Here is a 20303-nt window from a genome sequence, read left to right as displayed (position 1 = left end):
AGAAGGGGCGCTCGGGACCAGCAAACCGCCAGTTTCAATGGCAGCGGCACGTGCTCGAGGCGGCTTAATTCACCCACAAGCGGGCTTTGCCTGGTCATACTACGGCCGGCCCGAAGACATGCTTGCGAGCGCGGAAAACACCCCCCGGCGGAATGGTCGCCGAACCGAGCACTGACCTTGTGAGCCATATCGTCCGCCCGCTAAACGCACCATTGTTGTTGATTCCTTGGCCACTCGCGAGCAATGAACCGCCAGATGCCTTTCGCTACTGAATTCGCCCTTCGGGGGCGCAGGGCACACTAATCGTCGCGATAACCCCCTTGAGGTCCCATATAGCACTGGCCTCATTCATCCAGCGTTTTTCTGTGAACTCAAACAGCACGGAGGCAGTATGCGCGCCTTCACTTTTGCTTGCCAGATCACCAACTTGATTGTCCAGAAATGATCGACGATGATAAGTACTGCGCGACAGAGAACGAATTTCAATGCTTTGTTTGGCCGGCTTGCTCGCGGTTGCACTGGATGAACAGCAAGATTGGAAAACTCTTAGGCAAGGACACGAAATGAGGGAAACTCGCTGGCTCAACGTGCGAGTTGACCACGAACGGACTGTGGAACGCTTCTCGGCCAAACGGGTCTGCTTACCTCCCATCCGCGCCGCAATTTCATTGGTCGCGCCCACGCCGAGAAACGCCTGACGAAGGCGGAACGGAATCTTCCGGACTACAAACTTTCGTATAGTCCTTCAAAACCCTTTCGATGTGGAAGGTTACCTCCGTACAGTTGAGCGCTTGATGCAATGCCTATACAGAGTCCAGAACTCGGCCGTTCGAGAGCGTGACGCTTCCGCATTCGAAGAGGCCAGACGCGATTGACGTCGTCGATCGGGGACCGACATTAGCCTGCGCAGAGCAACGATTTGTCAAACCAAGAGAGCAAACGGCGGGTCGCTCTAATCACCGGCGTGACTGGACAGGACGGCGCCTATCTGGCCGAATATCTGCTGTCGCTCGGCTATGTCGTGCACGGCATCAAGCGGCGCTCGTCCTCGTTCAACACTGCGCGGGTCGACCATCTCTACCAGGACCCGCATCTCGGGGACGTGCCGTTCCTGATGCACTACGGCGACATGACGGACTCGACCAATCTGATCCAGCTGGTGCAGCAGATCCGGCCGACCGAGATCTACAATCTGGCCGCCCAAAGCCACGTCGCGGTCAGCTTCGAGAGTCCCGAATACACCGCCAATGCCGATGGGATCGGCGTGCTGCGGCTGCTGGAAGCGATTCGCATCCTCGGCATGGTGAAGGAGACGCGGTTCTACCAGGCCTCGACCTCCGAGCTCTACGGCCTCGTCCGGGAGATCCCGCAGAAGGAGACCACGCCGTTCTATCCGCGCTCGCCCTACGGCGTGGCAAAACTCTACGGCTACTGGATCACGGTGAACTACCGCGAAGCCTATGGCATGTTCGCCAGCAACGGCATCCTGTTCAACCACGAGAGCCCGATCCGCGGCGAGACATTTGTGACCCGCAAGATCACGCGCGCTGTCGCCCGTATCGAGGTCGCGCTGGAGGAGACGCTCTATCTCGGCAATCTCGAAGCCAAGCGCGACTGGGGCCACGCGCGCGATTACGTCGAGGGCATGCACAAGATCCTGCAAGCCGACAAGCCCGACGATTTCGTGCTCGCCACCGGCGAGATGCACTCGGTGCGCGAGATGGTCGAGCTATCGTTCGCCCAGCTCGGCCGCCGCATTGCATGGCGTGGAGCAGGGGTCGAGGAGACCGGCGTCGATGAGACGAGCGGCAAGACGGTGGTGAAGATCGATCCGACCTATTTCCGCCCCACCGAGGTCGATCTCCTCGTCGGCGACGCCAGCAAGGCGCATCAGGTGCTCGGCTGGAAGCCGAAGCACACGTTCGCCCAGCTCGTCGAGGAGATGATGGCAAGCGATCTGGCGGAAGCAAAACGGGAGGCGGCCCATGGCAAGCGCACCGTTTGAGCTGAAGGGCAAAAGCGTCTACGTCGCCGGCCATCGCGGTATGGTCGGCAGCGCGATTGCGCGCCGGCTCGCGCGGGAGGACGTGCAGCTCGTCACGGTCGACCGGCGCGAGGTCGATCTCTGCAACCAGACGGCCGTGTTCGAATGGTTCGCGAAAACGCGGCCGCAGGTGATCTTCCTCGCCGCCGCAAAAGTCGGCGGCATCGTCGCCAACGACACGCTGCGGGCCGAGTTCATCTACGACAACATCACGATTGCTGCGAACGTGATCCAGGCCGCGCATCAAAACGGCGCCGAAAAGCTGATGTTTTTGGGCTCGTCCTGCATCTATCCGAAGCTAGCCCCACAGCCGCTGCGCGAGGTCTCGGTGCTATCAGGCCCGCTGGAGCCGACCAACGAGCCCTATGCGATCGCCAAGATCGCCGGCATCAAGATGGCGGAAGCCTATCGCGGCCAGTATGGCAGCGACTTCATCAGCGTGATGCCCACCAATCTCTACGGCCCCGGCGACAATTATCATCCCGAATTGAGCCATGTCGTTGCCGCGCTGATCCGCCGCTTCCACGAGGCGAAGGTCGCGGGCGCAAAGAGTGTCGCCGTGTGGGGCACCGGCACGCCACGGCGCGAGTTCCTTTATGTTGACGACATGGCGGATGCCTGCGTGCACCTGATGAAGAGCTATTCGGGGCCGGAGCTGATCAATATCGGCACAGGCGAGGACATCACCATCGCCGAGTTCGCCCGTGTCGTCGCCGAGGTCGTTGGCTACAGCGGCGAGATTGCCTTCGACACGTCGCGCCCCGATGGCACTCCGCGCAAGCTGCTCGACGTCAGCCGTCTCGCAAGCCTCGGCTGGCGCGCGAGGACATGGCTTGTAGATGGAATGCGCCAGACCTACCGGGCCTTCTTGGCCGTATCGGGTACATCGGACAAAACGAGAGCCTCATGCAGCTGCTAACTGCTGACGGCGCTCATTGTGCGATTGCCAGACAGTTGCTTTAGGAATCTCCCGGCGAATTCGACAGGGCTCCACGTTTTCTTGGAGTTCGAGCACCTCCGGGTGCCGCGTGCCCGATGGAGGGCAGGCACGGCTAGACTGGCGGATAACTAAAGCGAGCGAATTGGTCAGGCGCGCCTTGCGGGACGCTCTGTTTTGAACTTGAGGTAAACTGACTAAATGTGCGGAATTGTCGGCATCTTGGGGCGCGGTCCGGTCGCGGATCGTCTGATCGATTCACTGAAGCGACTGGAATATCGTGGCTATGACTCAGCGGGCATCGGAACGCTCAAAGGAAACCATATCGAGCTTCGACGCGCCGAGGGCAAGCTGAGGAACCTTGAGACACGCGTTCGCTGCCATCCGCTCTCAGGCCATGTCGGGATTGGGCACACGCGCTGGGCTACTCACGGCAAGCCGACGGAGCACAATGCTCATCCCCATGCAACGGACAATGTTGCAGTCGTCCATAACGGCATAATTGAGAACTTCCGCGAGCTGCGAGCGGAGCTAAAACAGCATGGCGCCTGTTTCGCCTCTGAAACAGACACCGAGGTGGTGACGCATCTCATCGACTTTTATCTGAAAGATGGCTGCTCGCCGCAGGAGGCAGTAAAAGCGTCGCTGCCGCGGCTAATCGGCGCGTTTGCGCTTGCAATCCTGTTCAAGGGTCAACACGACCTCATGATCGGTGCGCGCAAGGGCTCACCACTCGCGATCGGACATGGAGAAGGCGAAATGTATCTCGGATCGGATGCTATCGCGCTCGCGCCCCTTACCGGCTTGATCACCTACCTTGAGGACGGCGATTGGGCTGTGCTCAACCGCAACTTCAGCGTGGTCTACGACGCACAAGGCACAGTTGTCCGCCGGGAGGTGATGAAATCTGGCGCGTCGTCGGTTCTCGTCGACAAAGCAAACTACCGCCACTTCATGGCGAAGGAAATCCACGAACAGCCAGAGGTGATCGGGCAGACGCTGGCGCGTTACGTCGATATCGCCACCGAGAGCGTGGCACTGCCGCAGGAGCTTCCGTTCGACTTCAACGAGATCGGACATATCTCGATCACGGCTTGCGGTACGGCAGGCTACGCCGGCCATGTCGGCAAGTACTGGTTCGAGCGGCTGGCTCGTATTCCGGTCGAGCTCGATGTCGCCTCCGAATTTCGGTATCGTGAGGCGCCGATGCGCAAGGGAGATCTTGCTATCTTCATCTCGCAGTCCGGCGAGACGGCCGATACGCTGGCCGCGCTCCGCTATGCCAAATCGCAAGGCCTGCATACCCTCTCTGTCGTGAACGTACTGAGTTCGACCATTGCGCGCGAAAGCGGGACAGTGTTGCAGACGCTCGCCGGACCTGAGATCGGCGTTGCCTCGACCAAGGCGTTCACATGCCAGCTGGTCGTCCTTGCGGCGCTTGCGGTCGCTGCTGGCAAGGCGCGCGGTGAATTGCCGGATAGCGACGAGGTCGATCTCGTGCGAGCGCTGATCGAAATCCCACGGCTTGTTACCGCGGCGCTTGCCAGCGAGCCGCAGATCGAGAAGCTCGCACGCGACATCGCCAAATCGCGTGACGTGCTATATCTTGGTCGCGGCACGTCGTTTCCATTGGCCCTGGAGGGGGCACTGAAGCTGAAGGAGATCTCCTATATTCACGCGGAGGGCTATGCGGCCGGAGAGCTCAAGCACGGCCCGATCGCCTTGATCGACGAGAGCGTTCCCGTAATCGTCATTGCTCCCTGCGACCGGGTGTTCGAAAAGACCATCTCGAACATGCAGGAGGTCGCCGCACGCGGCGGCAAGATTACCTTGATAACGGACGCTCGGGGAGCCGCAGAGGTATCCATGGATTCACTCGCGACGATTGTGATGCCGGAGATGGATACGACGTTCACGTCCATTGTTTATGCGATTCCGGTGCAGCTTCTGGCCTACCACACGGCCATCCTGATGGGCACGGACGTCGACCAACCCCGAAATCTCGCGAAATCGGTAACTGTCGAGTAAGGCAAGGTGATGCGACCTGGACATCGTGGTCAGATTCCGAATGCGCACAAGCCTCGGTCACATCGAATTACGATGTGCCGCCCAGCTCCTGGCCCGATGCCACCGCATGGTTTCGCGGCGGTTCATAGCCCTCGCTTACGGAGGCGAGCCTCATGTGCAAAATTTACGGCCAATCAGGTTGCGAGGCTGGCGTGGCCTTGCCTCCGGCAAGCAAGCAGTCGCGCAGGGCTTATCACGACATTCCGATTGCTTGGACCTGGTCATAATTCGTGACAAACATCCAGGTTTCTAATACGACGTGGAAGCCAGATGAAGCTGTTCGATTAAGCCCATTATCGCTGAGGAGGCCCGCTGTGATCCTCCCCCTCAGCGCGGGTTTTGGACCGCATTAGGACCGCAGCGCCCCTCGAAGTACGAGGCGCGCCTCGCTTCGAAGGACAACGTGGCACTTGCCCGAGCATGGCGATCGGCGCTATCGGACGGGCTCGATCACCAGCACGCTCACCAAATCTTTTCCGTAAACCTCAGGTTAACTTGAGCAACTCGAGGCCAAATCGCTGGACATCGGGTGAGATGCTAACGCACCTCGGCTCCAATCGCAGGCTCGCGAGCTGTTCTAGCAGACATCTCACGGCAGCTCTTCCCTGCCGCTCTATCCCATGCATCTCGTCCTTGCTTTTCATTGCATGTCGGTGCGCTCAATGAGGAATTCGGCCACGCCACAGACAACAACCTTTCCACCGAGAATTGCCCGAGGTTTCAATAGGTTGAGAGTCACTCCTGCGACGCGAGCGGAATAACGCCCGAAAAACTGTGCGAGTTTGCGGCAATTGCCGAAAATATGCCGGAAACGTCAGGCGCTTACGGGTTGGTCGATAGTGCCCTTATGGCAGATTCGCGGCCATGAAACTGCACTCGGCTGGCGTGAGATTTTCTCCAGAACCGGCCATTTCAAACCGAGAGGAAACTCGCCATGTCACCAGCGTCCATCGCGCAAGCGTCAAAGGCCAAACAGCGCATTGGCGCCATCTTACGTGCGACGAGCGGCAACTTCCTCGAGCAGTTCGACTTCTTCTTGTTCGGGTTCTACGCCAGTGCCATCGGAAACGCGTTCTTTCCATCAGGAAGCGAAACCGCTTCACTGCTTAACACCTTCGGTGTGTTCTGGCTGGGGGCGTTGATGCGACCTGTTGGCGCGATTGTGCTTGGAGCCTATATTGACCAGATTGGCCGTCGGCAAGGCCTGATCATCACGCTTTCGATTATGGCTATTGGCACCGTCATCATCGCCTTTTGTCCCGGCTATGCAACGATCGGCATTGCCGCACCCGCGATCGTGCTGTTCGGACGGCTGTTGCAGGGCTTTTCTGCGGGCGTTGAGGTTGGCGGCGTTTCCGTCTACCTCTCCGAGATTGCCACCCCGGGTAACCGCGGCTTTTACACATCGTTTCAGTCTTCGAGCCAGCAGGTTGCGATCTTTGTCGCGGCTCTTATCGGATATTTTTTGAGCGAAGCACTTCCGGCCGAAATGGTTGCCGCCTGGGGCTGGCGGATCCCATTCTTCCTTGGCTGCTTGATCGTTCCGCTTATCTTCTTCCTGCGCCGGACGCTGGAGGAAACTCCGGAGTTTCTGGTCATGAAGACCCACCCAACGGCCCGCGAGGTCTTTGCCTCCACAGTTGCGAACTGGCGCATTGTCATTCTTGGCATGATGATCGCAATGCTGACGACCACGACCTTCTATTTCGTCACAGTGTACACGCCTACGTTCGGCAAGCACGTATTGCAGCTGTCCTCGCAGAACACGCTCTTGGTGACGCTTTTGGTCGCCGTGACGAACTTCATCTGGAACCCAATTGGCGGCGCGATCTCTGATAGAATCGGTCGGAAGCCGGTCTTGCTGACCATTGCCGGCCTTGCCTTGGTGACTGTATATCCGGCGTTGTCCTGGCTTGTGACCGACCCAAGCTTTGGCAAGATGGTGGCAGTGGAGATGATGTTCTCGTTCTATTTTGGCACCTACAGCGGCGCCATGTTGGGCGCTTTGGTCGAAATCGTGCCGAAGCACGTTCGCACAACCTGCTTTTCTTTAGCCTTCGCACTCGCCGCAGCTCTCTTTGGTACCTTTACGCCGCTGGCATCGACTTGGCTGATCGATCGGACCGACGACAAGGCTTCGCCGGGTTTCTGGTTGATGTTTGCAGCTTTGCTCGGCATTATCGCCGCGCTCAGGATTTATCCAGGAAACACCAACAGAGTTGCGAAGCTGTCGCGACCCGAGGGGTCTAACGGGGCCGTAAGCGCGCAATTTACCACACGTTAGCAGCGCGCCCACGGGGGACCTTCACGTCCAAGACTGAACTGAGCGGGGTGCGTGGCGGTCCTTGCGGTGATCTCGGTAGTCCGCGTGCCACTCGGCGGGCCGCGGGCCACTGCGGAATTCATGCAGCCTCAAGACGTGCCCGTTAAGTTTGCATGGCAGCGCACGTGGAGCTCGCGCGAGGGATGTATCTCCCTCGCGCGAGCTCTGCTCGTTTTTCACCTAACCGAAAAGTGCGAGTCGCGCCGCTCGACCACACAACGCATCGAGCGTTGCGTTAGTGCTCAGCCATTCCGACTCAGCATCAGCGACGGCTCGTCCCGATACGGCTCGTCATTGCATAGGAAGAAGGTGTATCGCAGCTCGCCAATTCTCAGCTAGCGGTCGAAAAGCTTGAATCGTGCCTGGTGCGCCGAGCGTCGGGCCAGCATGACCACGACCCGGGCCGTCGCTGGCTCCGCTAGATCAGCGGCGACTTCACGCACCGCTAGTTTGGGCGGATGAGGTACCGCGCGCAAGCTGTGCGAGCTCCGTCTCGAGCGTAGGGTTGCGCTTGAACATGGCGTCGATCAACGCTTGCGCCGGCTGCTCGGCCGCTTCCACCCACGTCGCCTTCTCCGCTCGTGCGGAGGGCGCGAAGACACGCTTGACGACCGTCGGCGACCCCCTCAGACCGCATTTGGCCATGTCATCCACGCCGGCAGTTTGAGCGCTCCATTTTACGACGGAGGCACGGGCCGCACGCAAGGCGTCGATCATTGCACCGCGGCGAATTTGATTGCTTGCCTCTAACATGCTGATGAGACAAGGAAGCTTGGAACGCAGCACCTGGACTCCTCCTTCGCAGCGCCGTTCCGCATCGATCGTGCGTGCTTTGAAGTCCAACGCTTTGATTGTTGAAACATACGTAAGCTGCTGGACCCCGAGCCTCTTTGCAATGCCAGGTCCCACCTGCGCCGTATCGCCGTCGATAGTCTGCTTGCCAGTGAATATGACGTCTGGTGGGCCATATTCCTTGCCGATATTGCGAATCGCGCACGCCAGAGCGTAACTCGTCGCCAGCGTATCAGAGCCTGCGAAACTACGATCGGTGAGCAGGACAGCACGATCGGCACCAAATGTCAGCGCCTTTCGGAGAGATTCTTCGGCCGACGGCGGCCCCATTGTCAGAACAGTGATTTCACCGCCGAACTTGTCTCGTAGCTCGAGCGCAGCTTCCAGTGCGAACAGATCATATGGGTTGATGATCGTCGGCACGCCCTGCCGCATGATCGTATTCGTGACAGGATGCACGCGGATTTGTGCGGAGTCGGGGACCTGTTTGATGCAGACGATGCTGTGCATATGCTTCTCCTAAGATGTTGAGCAGGCTCCCCACGAATAGCAACTGTCATACCACCCCAGGCACTTCGCCGATGTGCGACGAATGCAACGGCTGGCGATTGACGGCGAGACCGTTGGGACTGCGACGAGCTGCGTAAAGCGGGACGTGATCTCTCTCATCTGAGTCGCGCCATAAACGGCCCGGCCGCGATCTTGCGCTGGTTCGACACCTAATCATTTCTCATAGGGCGAATACATTGCAAGCAGACGATGACCAGCACGCGGCTGACGCGAAGATGGCTTACGCTCCCGGCATGGCCTCCCAAGCAGAGCACATCGGTTTCGTATCCGCTTCATGGACCAGAGTACCGCCTCTTGCGCACGCTCTCCTACCGCGCCCGGCGATCGAGAGAGACGCGAGCCGACTTTTTATTCAGAAGCGCTTGATCTCGATACCGTGCCTTCTCAAGGCATAGCCAATCTGGCGCGGCGTCAGTCCAAGCAAGCGCGCCGCCTTGGCCTGTACCCACCCGGACGTTTCCATCGCGGCGACTACGCGCTCGCGATCTGTGACCTTGGCGGCACCTATGTTGGGTCGGCCGGGTGGCTCTAGCGGCGTCAGTTCGCTACCGACCGGCTGAACGTGTGCCACAGCTTGTGTCGGCGGCATGCTCAGCCTCGCGGGAAGTGAGATTATCGGGCTCGGCTGTCGTGCCACTTGCTCCAGCCCGCACTTCCATAGCGTGGCCGACAGGCATTGCCCGTGGCAGCAGGCAAAATCGTCTCTTACGATCGACGATCCGTGCGCCAGGGTCGCGGTCCGCTGCACACAGTTCTCCAGCTCACGGACATTACCGGGAAATCCGCAATTCATAAGAACGTCTATCGCACTTGACTCGAAGACCAGAGCACGGCCGTTCTCATTGTTGAAGTTCTTCAAGAATCGAGCGGCGAGAAGCGGAATATCAGTGCGTCTTTCGCGCAGCGGCGGCAGTAGCAGAGGAACCACGCTAATGCGATAATAGAGATCGGCACGAAACTCCTTCCTTGCCACCGCCTCTTCAAGATTCTTGTTCGTGGCAGCAATCACGCGGACGTCGACTTTGATCGTCTGATTGCCGCCCACCCGCTCGAACTCCTGCTCCTGAAGCACGCGCAGGAGTTTCGCCTGGAACGACGCCGAGATCTCGCCAATCTCATCCAGAAACAACGTTCCCTTGTCCGCGAGTTCGAAGCGACCCTTGCGCGCGTTGAATGCGCCCGTAAACGCCCCCTTCTCGTGACCGAACAATTCGGATTCCAGCACCGTCTCGGTGAGGGCTGCGCAATTCAGCTTGATAAAGGGGCGTTTGGCGCGCGCTGAACGCTCGTGAATAGCCTTCGCGACCAGCTCTTTGCCGGTGCCCGATTCGCCACGCAACAGAACGGTGCTATTCGATTTTGCGATCAGCTCGATCTTCTCAAGCATCGCGCGCAGCGCCGGACTGTCGCCGATAATTCCCTCGACTTGGACCTTCTTACGCTCCCGGCCATGAGGCTTGAGCTCGGACGAAGGCTGCGTCTGCAGCCGGAACTCCTCGTCCATAAGCCGCCCGCGGTCGCGCACAAAGGTGCAATGCAGCTTTGCCGTCTGGCCCAGAAGGCTTGCGACCATCGTCAGCAGGCGGAGGTCGTCCTCGAGCTGCGCATGCGTCCCGTTGTCTGCGATGCGGTCGATGCTCAGCGTACCCACAACTTTCTCGTCGATCTCTATGGGAACCCCGATGAAGGCAACACACGTATTACGGGCGGCGTCTAGCATCATCTCGACTTCCGAAAAACTGAAGATCGAATGCAGCGCTACGTTCTCGACGATGAGCGGCCGCCCCGTCGCCACAATTTGATCAATTGCTCCTTGCGGCAAGCGCCCCCCGCAACGCGCGTCGCGCCCTTCGCTCCGGCCGTCGTCTACGATGATCTCGGGCAGCCCGTCATGTTCGAACAGACATACGATGCCGCGCCGCATCTGCACGAGCGATGGCAGCCGCTCGATGACGCTCGCCAGCTTGGCTTCGAGCCGGGATAGGCCAGTGAGCGTGTGCGCTATTTCAAAGATCGTGCTTAGCGATTTCTCTTGCGACGGCAGAATAGAAGCGGAAGGGTCCGCGCCGGAGGTTGAGTTTGGTGTTTCGCTCAGGGAAACGCTGTCCAGCATAGTGACTTCTCCGTTCCTTTCTTGATCCTCCCCATCACCTCGATCGGACTTGTTAGACTCGTGTTGCATGCCTGCCTCGATCTGACATCCAATTCTCAGGCCGGGGGCGAGAGATGACGGCTCTTCATGGCACGCCGGCAGCACTTACAGTGACTAGATTTTGCGCTTATTCTTTCCAACTCGCTGCGCGGATTCGCCCGGCCAACATGGCTTCGATCGATGAAGCTGAGTTAGTCGGGTTCGCCAGGAACGGATTCACTCACAAGTGTTGCCCGCCATTGATCGGCACTTCGGCACCCGTGACATAACTTGCCGCATCTGAACATAGGAAGAAAATGACCTTGGCGACCTCTTCGGGTGTACCCACCCGGCGTAGTGGGATCTTTGGCACAAGATGCGCTTCCGTATCAGGCGACAAAATGTCCGTCTTGATTTCGCCGGGCGCGATCGCATTGACGCGAATGCCATGTGAGGCGTAGTCGTGCGCCATTTCGCGCGTGAGACAAGCGAGCGCAGCTTTCGACGTGGCATATGCCGTGCCTGCAAATGGATGCACCCGCGCTCCGGCGATCGAAGTCACATTGACGATCGAGCCTGACGCCGCTTTTAGCTCATCGAACAGACCTTGAGCGAGCAGGATCGGCGCCACCAGATTGAGGTGGAACACGCTCATCCAGGTATCGACTGAGGTCGCCAGCGACGTGAGCCGGGCACCGTTTGGCGTTTTTGGTGAGTTTCCGGCATTGTTTATCAGTCCCTGCAGCGGTGCGCCGGCAAGGCGCTCCTTTATCTGGGCAAGCACGCGCGGTAGCGTCCGATGATCGCTCAGGTCGACTTCGATATAGCTATCCCCCTCTGAGTCCCATGGGCAGCGCACCGCGTCGAATGGTTGGCGCGCGCAAGAAATGATGCGCCAACCGGCTTCCGAAAACAATCTTCCCGTGGCGCGACCGATACCGCGCGATGCCCCGGTCAATACCAGCGTCTTCCGCTCACGCAGCGGACGGCCCGCTCCATCGGCGTGAATTGGACCACGAGGGTCCGTTTCCGACGATTTAGCTGCGACCGCGTTGTCATCTGGTAGACCTAGATTCACACGCGACTCCCTTCCGCTCCCCTCGCCCGTGCACCTGGTGCAGGATCCAGGCCAGAGCGAAGCAGGGCACAGGTGGCGCGCTTTTACGACGCAAATGGCAGGTTCCGAACATCTGGCCTGTTTGCTTTGCGACACCGGCAGCGCCGCAGCAATGGCTGTCGTCGAGCTCCCGGGTGCTGCCCACTGCGTGCGCTACGCTTCGAGCCAGAGGCTGGGGTTTCCATGGCGAGCTGACTGCGTCACCACTCCACGAGTGGTCTGTGGGTCATGCGCGCTAGACGAGATAGATTAGCTGCGGGCGGAGATCAGGATTTAATGGCCGGTTCGTCCAAGTTGCTCTCGGCCTGGTTACGCGCGGCCGCACATACGGCTCTTGAGCAATACCGATGGGCCGCCGGCCGCGCGGTTCATCACACCTCCGTCCGAAAGGACTCCGCGAGCGGAGCATGAACAAAGGCCGTCGTCCAGAAAACGAAAGCCCTGCCCAGCAAAGGCGATCCATCTACCGGACGCGCCTCCTTGCTGCTGGGACATTCTGTCGTGACTGTCTGTTACGTCAGATTTCCTCGGCGACCCGGACCGCCATTGCCGTGCTTTTCACCGTCTGGCCAGCCACGGCGGACTTGGCTGGAGGATGACAGAACTGTAAGCTTTCCGCGCGACTCGACTTGCACCGGAGGGCCCGAAGTGTTGCCGGGCAAGACCGCCGGCCCTCGCTGGCATCCGCCTTACGCTTCTCAGGCGTTCGCCCTCCCACCGCACCGCATCCATGGTAGTGCGCCGGTCAGCCGTCGCTTGCGGGACGGAAGTCGCCATCCAACGTTCCTGCGACACGTTACGAAACTCGACCGTGTCGAAGCCAGCAGTATCAGACCGATGATCTAGCCCGTCATTGTTCAGGCCCACATTCTGGCGCTTCAGGAAGCCGCGAAATGCTCGTATGGATTATCGATCAGGGTCAAGCGCTCCGGATTGCTCTGGTCGAATTCAATAATCCGTGGCACGAGCAGACGGGCATAGCGCGTGAAGGCGCTGGTGGGGGGAAAGCGGATCACGGTAGCGCACCGCGCAAGAAGATACATGTCGATGAGAGCCGAAGCTCCACCTTCAATTCCCATTTCCGCACTATGCAACGGCCCTGCCCGATCGGCCTGGAAACGTTTTGGTACGGCGAAGACATCGGGAAACAGACCCGATAGGCGATCGAGCACCTGTGCACTGTCAGTGCACAGGAAGACCTTTACAGGCTTTGGATATGGCAAAGCATTGGCTTTACGGATTGCCATGCAAACCTGACGAAGGGCGAGCTCCGAATCGGCCCAGTACGGCGCATGCCCCATGATATCTTCGCCATTGCCGTGCCGAACATGAACGCCAATGATGCTATGGCCGCTAAAATGTTCCTCATACAAGGCGTCGATCCGCGCTTGAATCTCAGACCTGAGCTTGATGTTCCGAAAGATCAGTCGTTCGGCTGCCTCGCCACAACGCCACATCAGGCAGGCGTCACAGACAATGGTGTTGGCTTCGTTATCTTCTCTCGCCTGGAACAGCTCGGTCAGTTCGTCACGTTCTCGGAAGATCTGCTCATCCGGACGATTGATGCAGTCGATCGACGGCCTATTCCACCACCGCGGGAAGAACGGTCCGGGAAACGAGAGCTGGTTGATCCGGTCATCGCAAATCACCGGTACCCCAGCGATGTCCTCAACCGGCTCGAAGAACACCGGAAAGGCGTTGCTGAACGGTCGGTCGATGTAGCAGGAACCGCGCCAGTCAACGACGAGCGTCCGCCCGGTCCGCTGCGCGTACGACCAGGCCGACGCCAATGACCAGAGGCAGTCACCGAAGCCGGTACGCCTCCGAGAAATAACAAAGCGTTCCTTGGTCAAGTTATCAAACCCTTCTCGTTGTGCAAGATCAGCTTTGTGTGGCGCACCTAGCATCTGCGATTCCGATCCACGCCAGTGGACGGCTGGTCACCGGGACGCAAGGCGATCAACCCGCAACCCTCCTCCACGGCACCGCGCTTGGGAGGTCATACGAGAGGCCTCCAAAGAGCCCTCTTCCGCATTGCTCACCTTTTGCAATCACGCAGTCGGTGACGGATGCAGCCGTATACGGCGGAGATCCCAGAGCCCACGCAGTTCGTTCACGAGAGCTTCTCGCCTAGTCCTGTCAGTGGTGACCCTGGCGAGAAGATCGGCAAGAACAGCTTCCTTCTCAATTTGCATCAGCATGTCGAACAGGTCATGCGAGACGCGCACGCTCTCCTGGCTGGAGTGACCCATGCGGATCTCGCAGACTGTCTCCTGGCGTTCTCGGCCCGCATGAGCGCGAACCCGGTAAAGAGATACATGGGGCGGCAGTGATACAGCGAGTGCAGTCCAGCTTTCGAGCGTTGTCGCCCGCTTTTTGACGAGGAATGAACCGATTACAAGGCCATCCAGCTCGGTTGACAAAAACGCCGTAATCGCATCGGCAACGGAATCTACGATCGGTTCGGCATTGTTGTTGAACGACGTGTTAAGCAAAATCGGGACGCCTGTCCGGCTCTTGAACGCATTGATGAGTTCCCAATAGGCGGCATTGTTCGTGCGGGAAACCGTCTGCAGCCGAGCCGTACCATCGATATGCGTGATCGCGCCCAGCAAAGCACGCTTGGATTCCCGCACGCGAACGACGAAATTCATGAAGGGGTATTCTGCGCGACCATCCGGCAACTCAAAGAACGCGCCCGCATCCTCCTCCAGAACTGATGGTGCAAATGGTCGATAACTCTCGCGCTTCTTGACCATCGCATTGATCCGGTCCTTGTTCGCCGCGGGCCTCGGGTCCGCAAGAATACTACGGTTGCCGAGCGCACGAGGGCCGAACTCCGATCGGCCCTGCACCCACCCGATCACGGCGCCATCAACCATCCACTCGGCTGCTCTGGTTGCGACGTCAGCGGTCCGTTCAAACTCGAGGTGTCCGGCCCATCCCTTCAGTTCCTTTTCGATGCTATCGTCGCTGCCGACATCTGGCCCCCAATAAACCGCCTGAAGCCGCTCGCGGGGCGCAGGCTGCCCGGCCTCGTTCGACACCATCAGCGCCGCGCCCAATGCGCATCCGGCGTCATGCGCAGCCGGCTGCACGAAGATGTCTTCGAACAGGCCTGAATACAGGAGTTTTCCGTTCAGCGTGCAGTTATGGGCCACCCCGCCAGCCAGGCACAACCGTTTCATTCCGGTCGACTCACGGTAATGCCGCAGAATGTGAAACACGATCCGCTCCAGCGCCTCCTGCAACGATGCGCTCACATCTCGATGCTGTTGGGTGAACGGCATTCCCTTTCGCCGGACCTCGATATTTTGCAGCAATGCTGGGCCGATACGTTCGAGGTGAACGCGGTAGCCACCGTTTGCGCAGAGCTCATAGAATTGGGAAAAGAGCTCGCGATAGCGTGCGGGATCTCCGTAAGGAGCCAGTCCCATAACCTTATACTCGTCGAACAGGCCGTAGCCGAGATATCGGATCGTCTCCAGATAGAACAGTCCGAGAGAGTTATTCTCTGGAAATGTCATAAGCTCGGTCATTTCGCTGCCTGACCCGACAGCCAAGAGACCCGACAGGAAGTCGCCACAACCGTCGATCGCGAGGACCAGGCTATCTTCAAAACCCGACATCGCCAGAGCGCTCACGGCGTGGGCCTGATGGTGGCCTACGAATGACACCCGGGAAGGATCAACTTGGGTACCGAACTCCGTGGCTAGAAGGTGCCGTAGCAGCAGATTCGCATCTAGGGGAATTGAGATTTCCGGTTGTGAGATGAACAACCGTTCGAGCATTGCATTGCAATAGGCTTCAGTAGCGTAGAACGCAATACGATCGACGTCGCGAAGCTCCACACCCGCGGCTGCAAGACAGTATTCGATCGCACTGCTCGGGAGCTTGTTTGAATGTTTGATCCGGTTAAGGCGCTCCTCTTCCACGGCAGCGATCACGCGCCCGTCCTTGACAAGTACCGCCGCGCCGTCGTGCAGAAACGTGCCCGGCAGCCCAAGGGGGTTTTCATAGACCCTGTCGAGGCCGCCACTCAATCCTAGACACAGCATCTTGTTCTCCGTTAATCCTGAGAGGCCTGTTGGCCTATTTCGTATCGCTTGCTTTGGGAGTAGGCCGCGCGAGGCCGATCAGGCATCGCTAGCTGACGAGACGCATATAAGCGTCGCACGCGATTGGAAATTCGCTAAGCCAGATATCTCATCTCGCACACGCGATGCTTCGCTTAGATCTTATTCCTCTCACCGCATCAGGCGCTGCCGAAGGAGCACGGCCGAGACGAGGAAGGGAACTGCTGCGTAGATGCAAAGTGCGCCCACATGCAATCCGACGCTGTCAACCGGTCGACCAAGCATTGTTGGACGAATGAGATCGACCGAATGACTCAGCGGCAATAAGGCTGCGATGCGTTGAAATGAACCGGGCAACTGGCTCATTGGGAAGATCGTCCCGCTTAAATACATCATGGGCGTAAGAATAAGCGACTGGTAGAAGATGAAATAGTCGTGGCTCGGTGCAAGTGCTGAAACGACCATTGCGAGGCTCGCGAAAGTAACGCCAGTGAGGGCGATGGCTGGTAACGCATAGGGAATGGATGACCACTCTGCGTAACCCAGCGCGACGGCCACAATCGTGATCGCGGTCCCGGCGAGCAAGGCCTTGCTCGCTGCCCAGGCCACTTCACCGAGGACAATGTCGCCGAGCGTAAGGGGCGTACAGAGCACTGCCTCCCAGGTGCAATTTGTCTGCATGCGAGCGTAAGCCGCATAGATCGTTTCGAAGGTTGCGGAGACCATCGCGCTTGTGGCAACCATTCCAGCCGCCAGAAACGAGATGTATGAGGTGCCCTCAACCCCACCTATGATCATTCCAAGGCCAAAACCGAGACCGAACAGAGAGCTCATCGGCTCGGCCAGATTCCCAAGAACCGATGCCAGAGCAACTTTCCGCCAAACCAGAAAATTGCGGCGCCATACCGCCATCCAGTTCCATGGATTAGCAGGGAGCGCCGGCGCAAAACGTTGCCACATCGTTCAGTCCTTTATCTCTCGCCCGGTTAGCCGCAAGAACACATCCTCCAGATTTGGAGGACGCTGCAGAAAGCGCAGATCCGTGCGGTTGACAAGCCGGAGGCGCACCTGCTCTGGATCCGTGACATAGCAGAACAGCGTCTCCCCGCTCACCTCAGCGCGCTGCACTTGGGGTCTGACCAGCGGCAGCAGTTCGTGCGGGTTACCGCCGTAAATCTCGATCACTTGGCAGCCGATCTGCTGCTCGATCAGCGCGCGAGGCTGACCTTCGGCGATCTTACGGCCGTGCTCGAGCACGCACAGGCGGTCGCACAATCGCTCCGCCTCTTCCATGAAGTGGGTGGTGAGAAGGATCGTTTTGCCGCGCCCTAATAACGAGCGCAAGCGTTCCCAAATCAGGTGACGGCCGTGCGGATCGAGGCCGGTCGTCGGCTCATCAAGGACCAAGAGCTGCGGATCGTTAATGAGGGCCCGTGCCAACGTCAGGCGTCGCTTCATGCCGCCGGACAGTTCGGCGACTCGCGCGTCCGCCTTGTTCTCCAGGCGTGCGAATTCGAGCAGTGACGGCGTGACCGCTTCCACCTCAGCCGCGCTCATGGCGAAGTAGCGCCCGAAAACGAGCAAGTTTTCGCGCACCGTGAGCTGAAGATCAAGGTTATCGAACTGTGGGACAACCCCGATCCCCCGGCGCGCCAAGCGCGCCCGCGCCGGCACTGGCTCGCCGAGCACGCATATCTTACCTGCGTCGGGCGATGCAACACCCAGGATCAAACGCGCAAGCGTGCTTTTACCCGCGCCGTTTGGTCCCAGCAGACCGAAGCACTCTCCCGGCGAGACCGTAAACGAAAGAGCGTCCACGACGACCCTGTCGTCGTAGAACTTGCTCACCTGGAAAAGGTCGACTGCCGCGGTTGACATCTGCTTACGCCATCGCGACGGACGTTGTTCCCGCCGCTTCCCCGCTTGCGCGCTTTTTTGTCCAAAGCAGGCCGTCACACCATACGTGATCGACGCGTCCCCACTGGCACGCGGCGGCAGCATCCGGGAAAAAGCCGCGTCCATGCAGATTGGCGCTGGTATTGCAAAGCAGCGGAATGGCTGTGAGCTTCTCGTATTCGACGAGAAGCTCGGCCACTTTATGCTGGGAGGTTCTAGAAACGGTTTGTAGACGAGCAGATCCATCGAGATGCACGACGGCGGGAATTTTGTCCCGCCATTCTGGTCGCGTCTGGTGATCGAACAGCATGTACGGATCGGGTATTCCAGGGCTAAAAATCTCCGCGGCACGATCCTCCAGGCATATCGGCGCTACCGGCCTGAAATGCTCACGAAGTTTGACATCGTTGAGATGATCTTTCATTCCTTCCCAGCTCGCAGCCGCGAGAATGCTTCTGCCACCCAAGGCTCGCGGCCCGAGCTCGGCACGCCCGGCAAGGAAGACCACGGGCTTGTCGCAAGCGAGGATTGCCGCAAGTTGGCCCATAGTGCAGGGCGCGCCCTCCCATTCGGGCGGGACTTCGCTGGGACGCACGGCCGGTCCGCTGTAGACCGACCATTCCAGAGCTCTAAAGCCTTGCTGTGCCGCCAATGCAGAGCAAGCAGCACCAATGGCTGAGCCGCTGTCGTTCGGAAAGGGCGGCACCCACACGAAATCGAACAGGCCTGTCGCACGAAATGCACTATTCCACTTAATATTCAGGCCACAGCCGCCGGCTATGCAGAGGTTACGCGCCCCCGCAAGATTCGAATGCCGCTCCACCACATCAGCAATGGTGCGAACCAGCAGACGCTCTAGAAACACGTGAAATGACGCAAGGACGTCTTGGGCCTGTTTTTCCTTCAATCGCATTGCGCACGCATCGAAGAAGTCGTGCAGAGCTTCAAGTGGCGATTGTGAGCTGTTGATCTCTTCAAGCTCGGGACAAGCACCCTCAGCATCCGTGGCAAAGTGCGCCTCATAAAGTTCATGAAACGTCTTAATACAATCCTCGTCGGGCGATCCCAGTGCGATATAGGCCATCAGCTTGCCGGCAATACCGAGATCCCAGCTGGTCCGGTCTGCCCGCCTGTAAGGTCCAAAGTGGTGTCCTGCCGTCGCATAGGCGTGACCTATTATCGGAAACAGGCACTCGATGAACCGGATGCCGTGGGGCTCTACATAGTAGAGGCGCGGAAACATGCAGCCGTCCCACACCAAGCAGAAAGCAGATTGTCCGGATTTGGCAAACGAGCTGGCGCAGTATGCGGATGCTACGTGCCCGGTAACATGGGGATAGCTTTGATAGGGATATAGCTTCCCATCAAGCATGAGGCCGATCCGATCGCGGGACGTCAGGGGGCTATCGCCTTGCCGTTCGACATACGGCGCGCCCTTGAGCTTGATGGTCGTCGTCCCACTAAGGACTTCAAACTGTGACTCGAACTCTCCATCCCAGCCATCAATGACGAACTGATCAACATCGCTCGGATCCAGCCCGTGCTCCGCCAAGGCGTCAACAACGGCATCCAGGTTGTCGATGGTTTGATAACGCGGATTGTTGTTCAGCTTCTCCTGTTCGACACAAAACACCACCCGGCCGTCCTCGATCAGAGCGACTGCCCCGTCGTGCGTCAACTTGATACCGCAGATGCGCATAGTAGGTCCTTTCAAGCTCGGCCGTTAGAACAAATCGAAGATCGCTCCGGATTGCGAAAGCGGACCAACAAGCAGTCTTCGTCAGCCGACTGCCCCTGGCACTGCACGCGTTCGACCTCAATGAGCGCTTCAGCCAACATCGTGATGACTGTCTCGGCGCCAGCGACATGCCCCCATCGCCTGCAGGTGGCATCACGTGCAGATCCGAAGACCAGGTGCCCACCTGGAGCAAGCATCTTCACCAGCTTGTCGATTGCGGTACGCATCCGTGTCATGTCTTCGAGATAGTAGAGAACTTCGGCGACCACGATCAGATCGAACAGCTCTTCGGTCGAGAACTGCAGAATATCGGTCGCCGCCCAGCTGATATGCGACCACCTCTTGGTCCGCTGGACCGCTCGACCGATCGCTCGCGGCATAACATCGATGACCGTGAGCCGTTTGCAGTGAGGAGCAAGCTTCTCTGTGAATGCACCGGCCGCGCACCCGATCTCGAGGCCGGTTGAGACGGCGCCGTTCGACAGCGATAGTCGTAGCAATTGGGTGTGACGCTCACGTTCGAACGGATTGTCGTCAAGCCGCCACGGGTCATCGTTGGTCAGCTCCCGTTGCAACGATTGATATGTCTTGTCCACGCTCACCACTAAATCC

General features: G+C 58.9%; 13 protein-coding genes. 4 read left to right on the top strand and 9 right to left on the bottom strand.

The window, feature by feature from the left end; genetic code table 11:
* The first annotated feature begins 919 nt into the window (after positions 1 to 919).
* The 4 genes from gmd (at position 920) to IVB42_RS28580 (ending at position 7332) form a co-directional block, all read left to right on the top strand.
* Positions 920 to 2005: a GDP-mannose 4,6-dehydratase gene (gene gmd / locus IVB42_RS28595; protein ID WP_018455490.1), complete on the top strand. Its 1086-nt coding sequence runs from the start codon at positions 920 to 922 to the stop codon at positions 2003 to 2005.
* On the top strand, positions 1986 to 2963 hold the full coding sequence (locus tag IVB42_RS28590) for a GDP-L-fucose synthase (protein WP_276003505.1): 978 nt from the start codon (positions 1986 to 1988) through the stop codon (positions 2961 to 2963). The genes gmd and IVB42_RS28590 overlap by 20 nt, the downstream gene beginning before the upstream one ends.
* A 219-nt stretch (positions 2964 to 3182) precedes the next feature.
* The gene (gene glmS / locus IVB42_RS28585; protein WP_018455488.1) at positions 3183 to 5009 is read left to right on the top strand and encodes a glutamine--fructose-6-phosphate transaminase (isomerizing); all 1827 of its coding nucleotides are present in this window, start codon (positions 3183 to 3185) and stop codon (positions 5007 to 5009) included.
* 973 nt (positions 5010 to 5982) lie between these two features.
* Positions 5983 to 7332, top strand: coding sequence for an MFS transporter (locus IVB42_RS28580; RefSeq protein ID WP_018455486.1), 1350 nt, complete (start codon positions 5983 to 5985; stop codon positions 7330 to 7332).
* A gap of 474 nt (positions 7333 to 7806) precedes the next feature.
* On the opposite strand, the gene IVB42_RS28575 is transcribed toward IVB42_RS28580, so the two are convergent.
* The 9 genes from IVB42_RS28575 to nodS form a co-directional block, all read right to left on the bottom strand.
* The gene (locus IVB42_RS28575) at positions 7807 to 8673 is read right to left on the bottom strand and encodes an electron transfer flavoprotein subunit beta/FixA family protein (RefSeq protein WP_018455485.1); all 867 of its coding nucleotides are present in this window, start codon (positions 8671 to 8673) and stop codon (positions 7807 to 7809) included.
* A gap of 412 nt (positions 8674 to 9085) precedes the next feature.
* Positions 9086 to 10846, bottom strand: coding sequence for a nif-specific transcriptional activator NifA (gene nifA, locus IVB42_RS28570; RefSeq protein WP_157642943.1), 1761 nt, complete (start codon positions 10844 to 10846; stop codon positions 9086 to 9088).
* A 259-nt stretch (positions 10847 to 11105) separates the two neighbouring features.
* Complete coding sequence (locus IVB42_RS28565) at positions 11106 to 11942, bottom strand: SDR family oxidoreductase (RefSeq protein WP_026232961.1); 837 nt, start codon at positions 11940 to 11942, stop codon at positions 11106 to 11108.
* 917 nt (positions 11943 to 12859) lie between these two features.
* Positions 12860 to 13834, bottom strand: coding sequence for a nodulation protein NodZ (locus IVB42_RS28560; protein WP_247471479.1), 975 nt, complete (start codon positions 13832 to 13834; stop codon positions 12860 to 12862).
* A gap of 198 nt (positions 13835 to 14032) precedes the next feature.
* A complete protein-coding gene (locus IVB42_RS28555; protein WP_247363789.1) occupies positions 14033 to 16039 on the bottom strand; it encodes a carbamoyltransferase in 2007 nt (668 codons plus the stop codon).
* A gap of 189 nt (positions 16040 to 16228) precedes the next feature.
* Positions 16229 to 17017: an ABC transporter permease gene (locus IVB42_RS28550; protein WP_026232959.1), complete on the bottom strand. Its 789-nt coding sequence runs from the start codon at positions 17015 to 17017 to the stop codon at positions 16229 to 16231.
* A gap of 3 nt (positions 17018 to 17020) precedes the next feature.
* Positions 17021 to 17935 (bottom strand): nodulation factor ABC transporter ATP-binding protein NodI, encoded by a 915-nt coding sequence (nodI, locus tag IVB42_RS28545; RefSeq protein WP_018455479.1) that lies wholly within the window; start codon positions 17933 to 17935, stop codon positions 17021 to 17023.
* 4 nt (positions 17936 to 17939) lie between these two features.
* Entirely contained in the window at positions 17940 to 19652 is a 1713-nt protein-coding gene (nodU, locus tag IVB42_RS28540) for a nodulation protein NodU (RefSeq protein ID WP_018455478.1), read from the bottom strand.
* Positions 19653 to 19663: 11 nt separating this feature from the next.
* Entirely contained in the window at positions 19664 to 20293 is a 630-nt protein-coding gene (nodS, locus tag IVB42_RS28535; RefSeq protein WP_018455477.1) for a nodulation methyltransferase NodS, read from the bottom strand.
* Positions 20294 to 20303 lie beyond the last annotated feature (10 nt).

The sequence above is a fragment of the Bradyrhizobium sp. 45 genome (genome assembly GCF_023073155.1).
GTDB classification, from domain to species: domain Bacteria; phylum Pseudomonadota; class Alphaproteobacteria; order Rhizobiales; family Xanthobacteraceae; genus Bradyrhizobium; species Bradyrhizobium canariense_D.
This window is presented reverse-complemented; position numbering and strand designations above follow the sequence as displayed.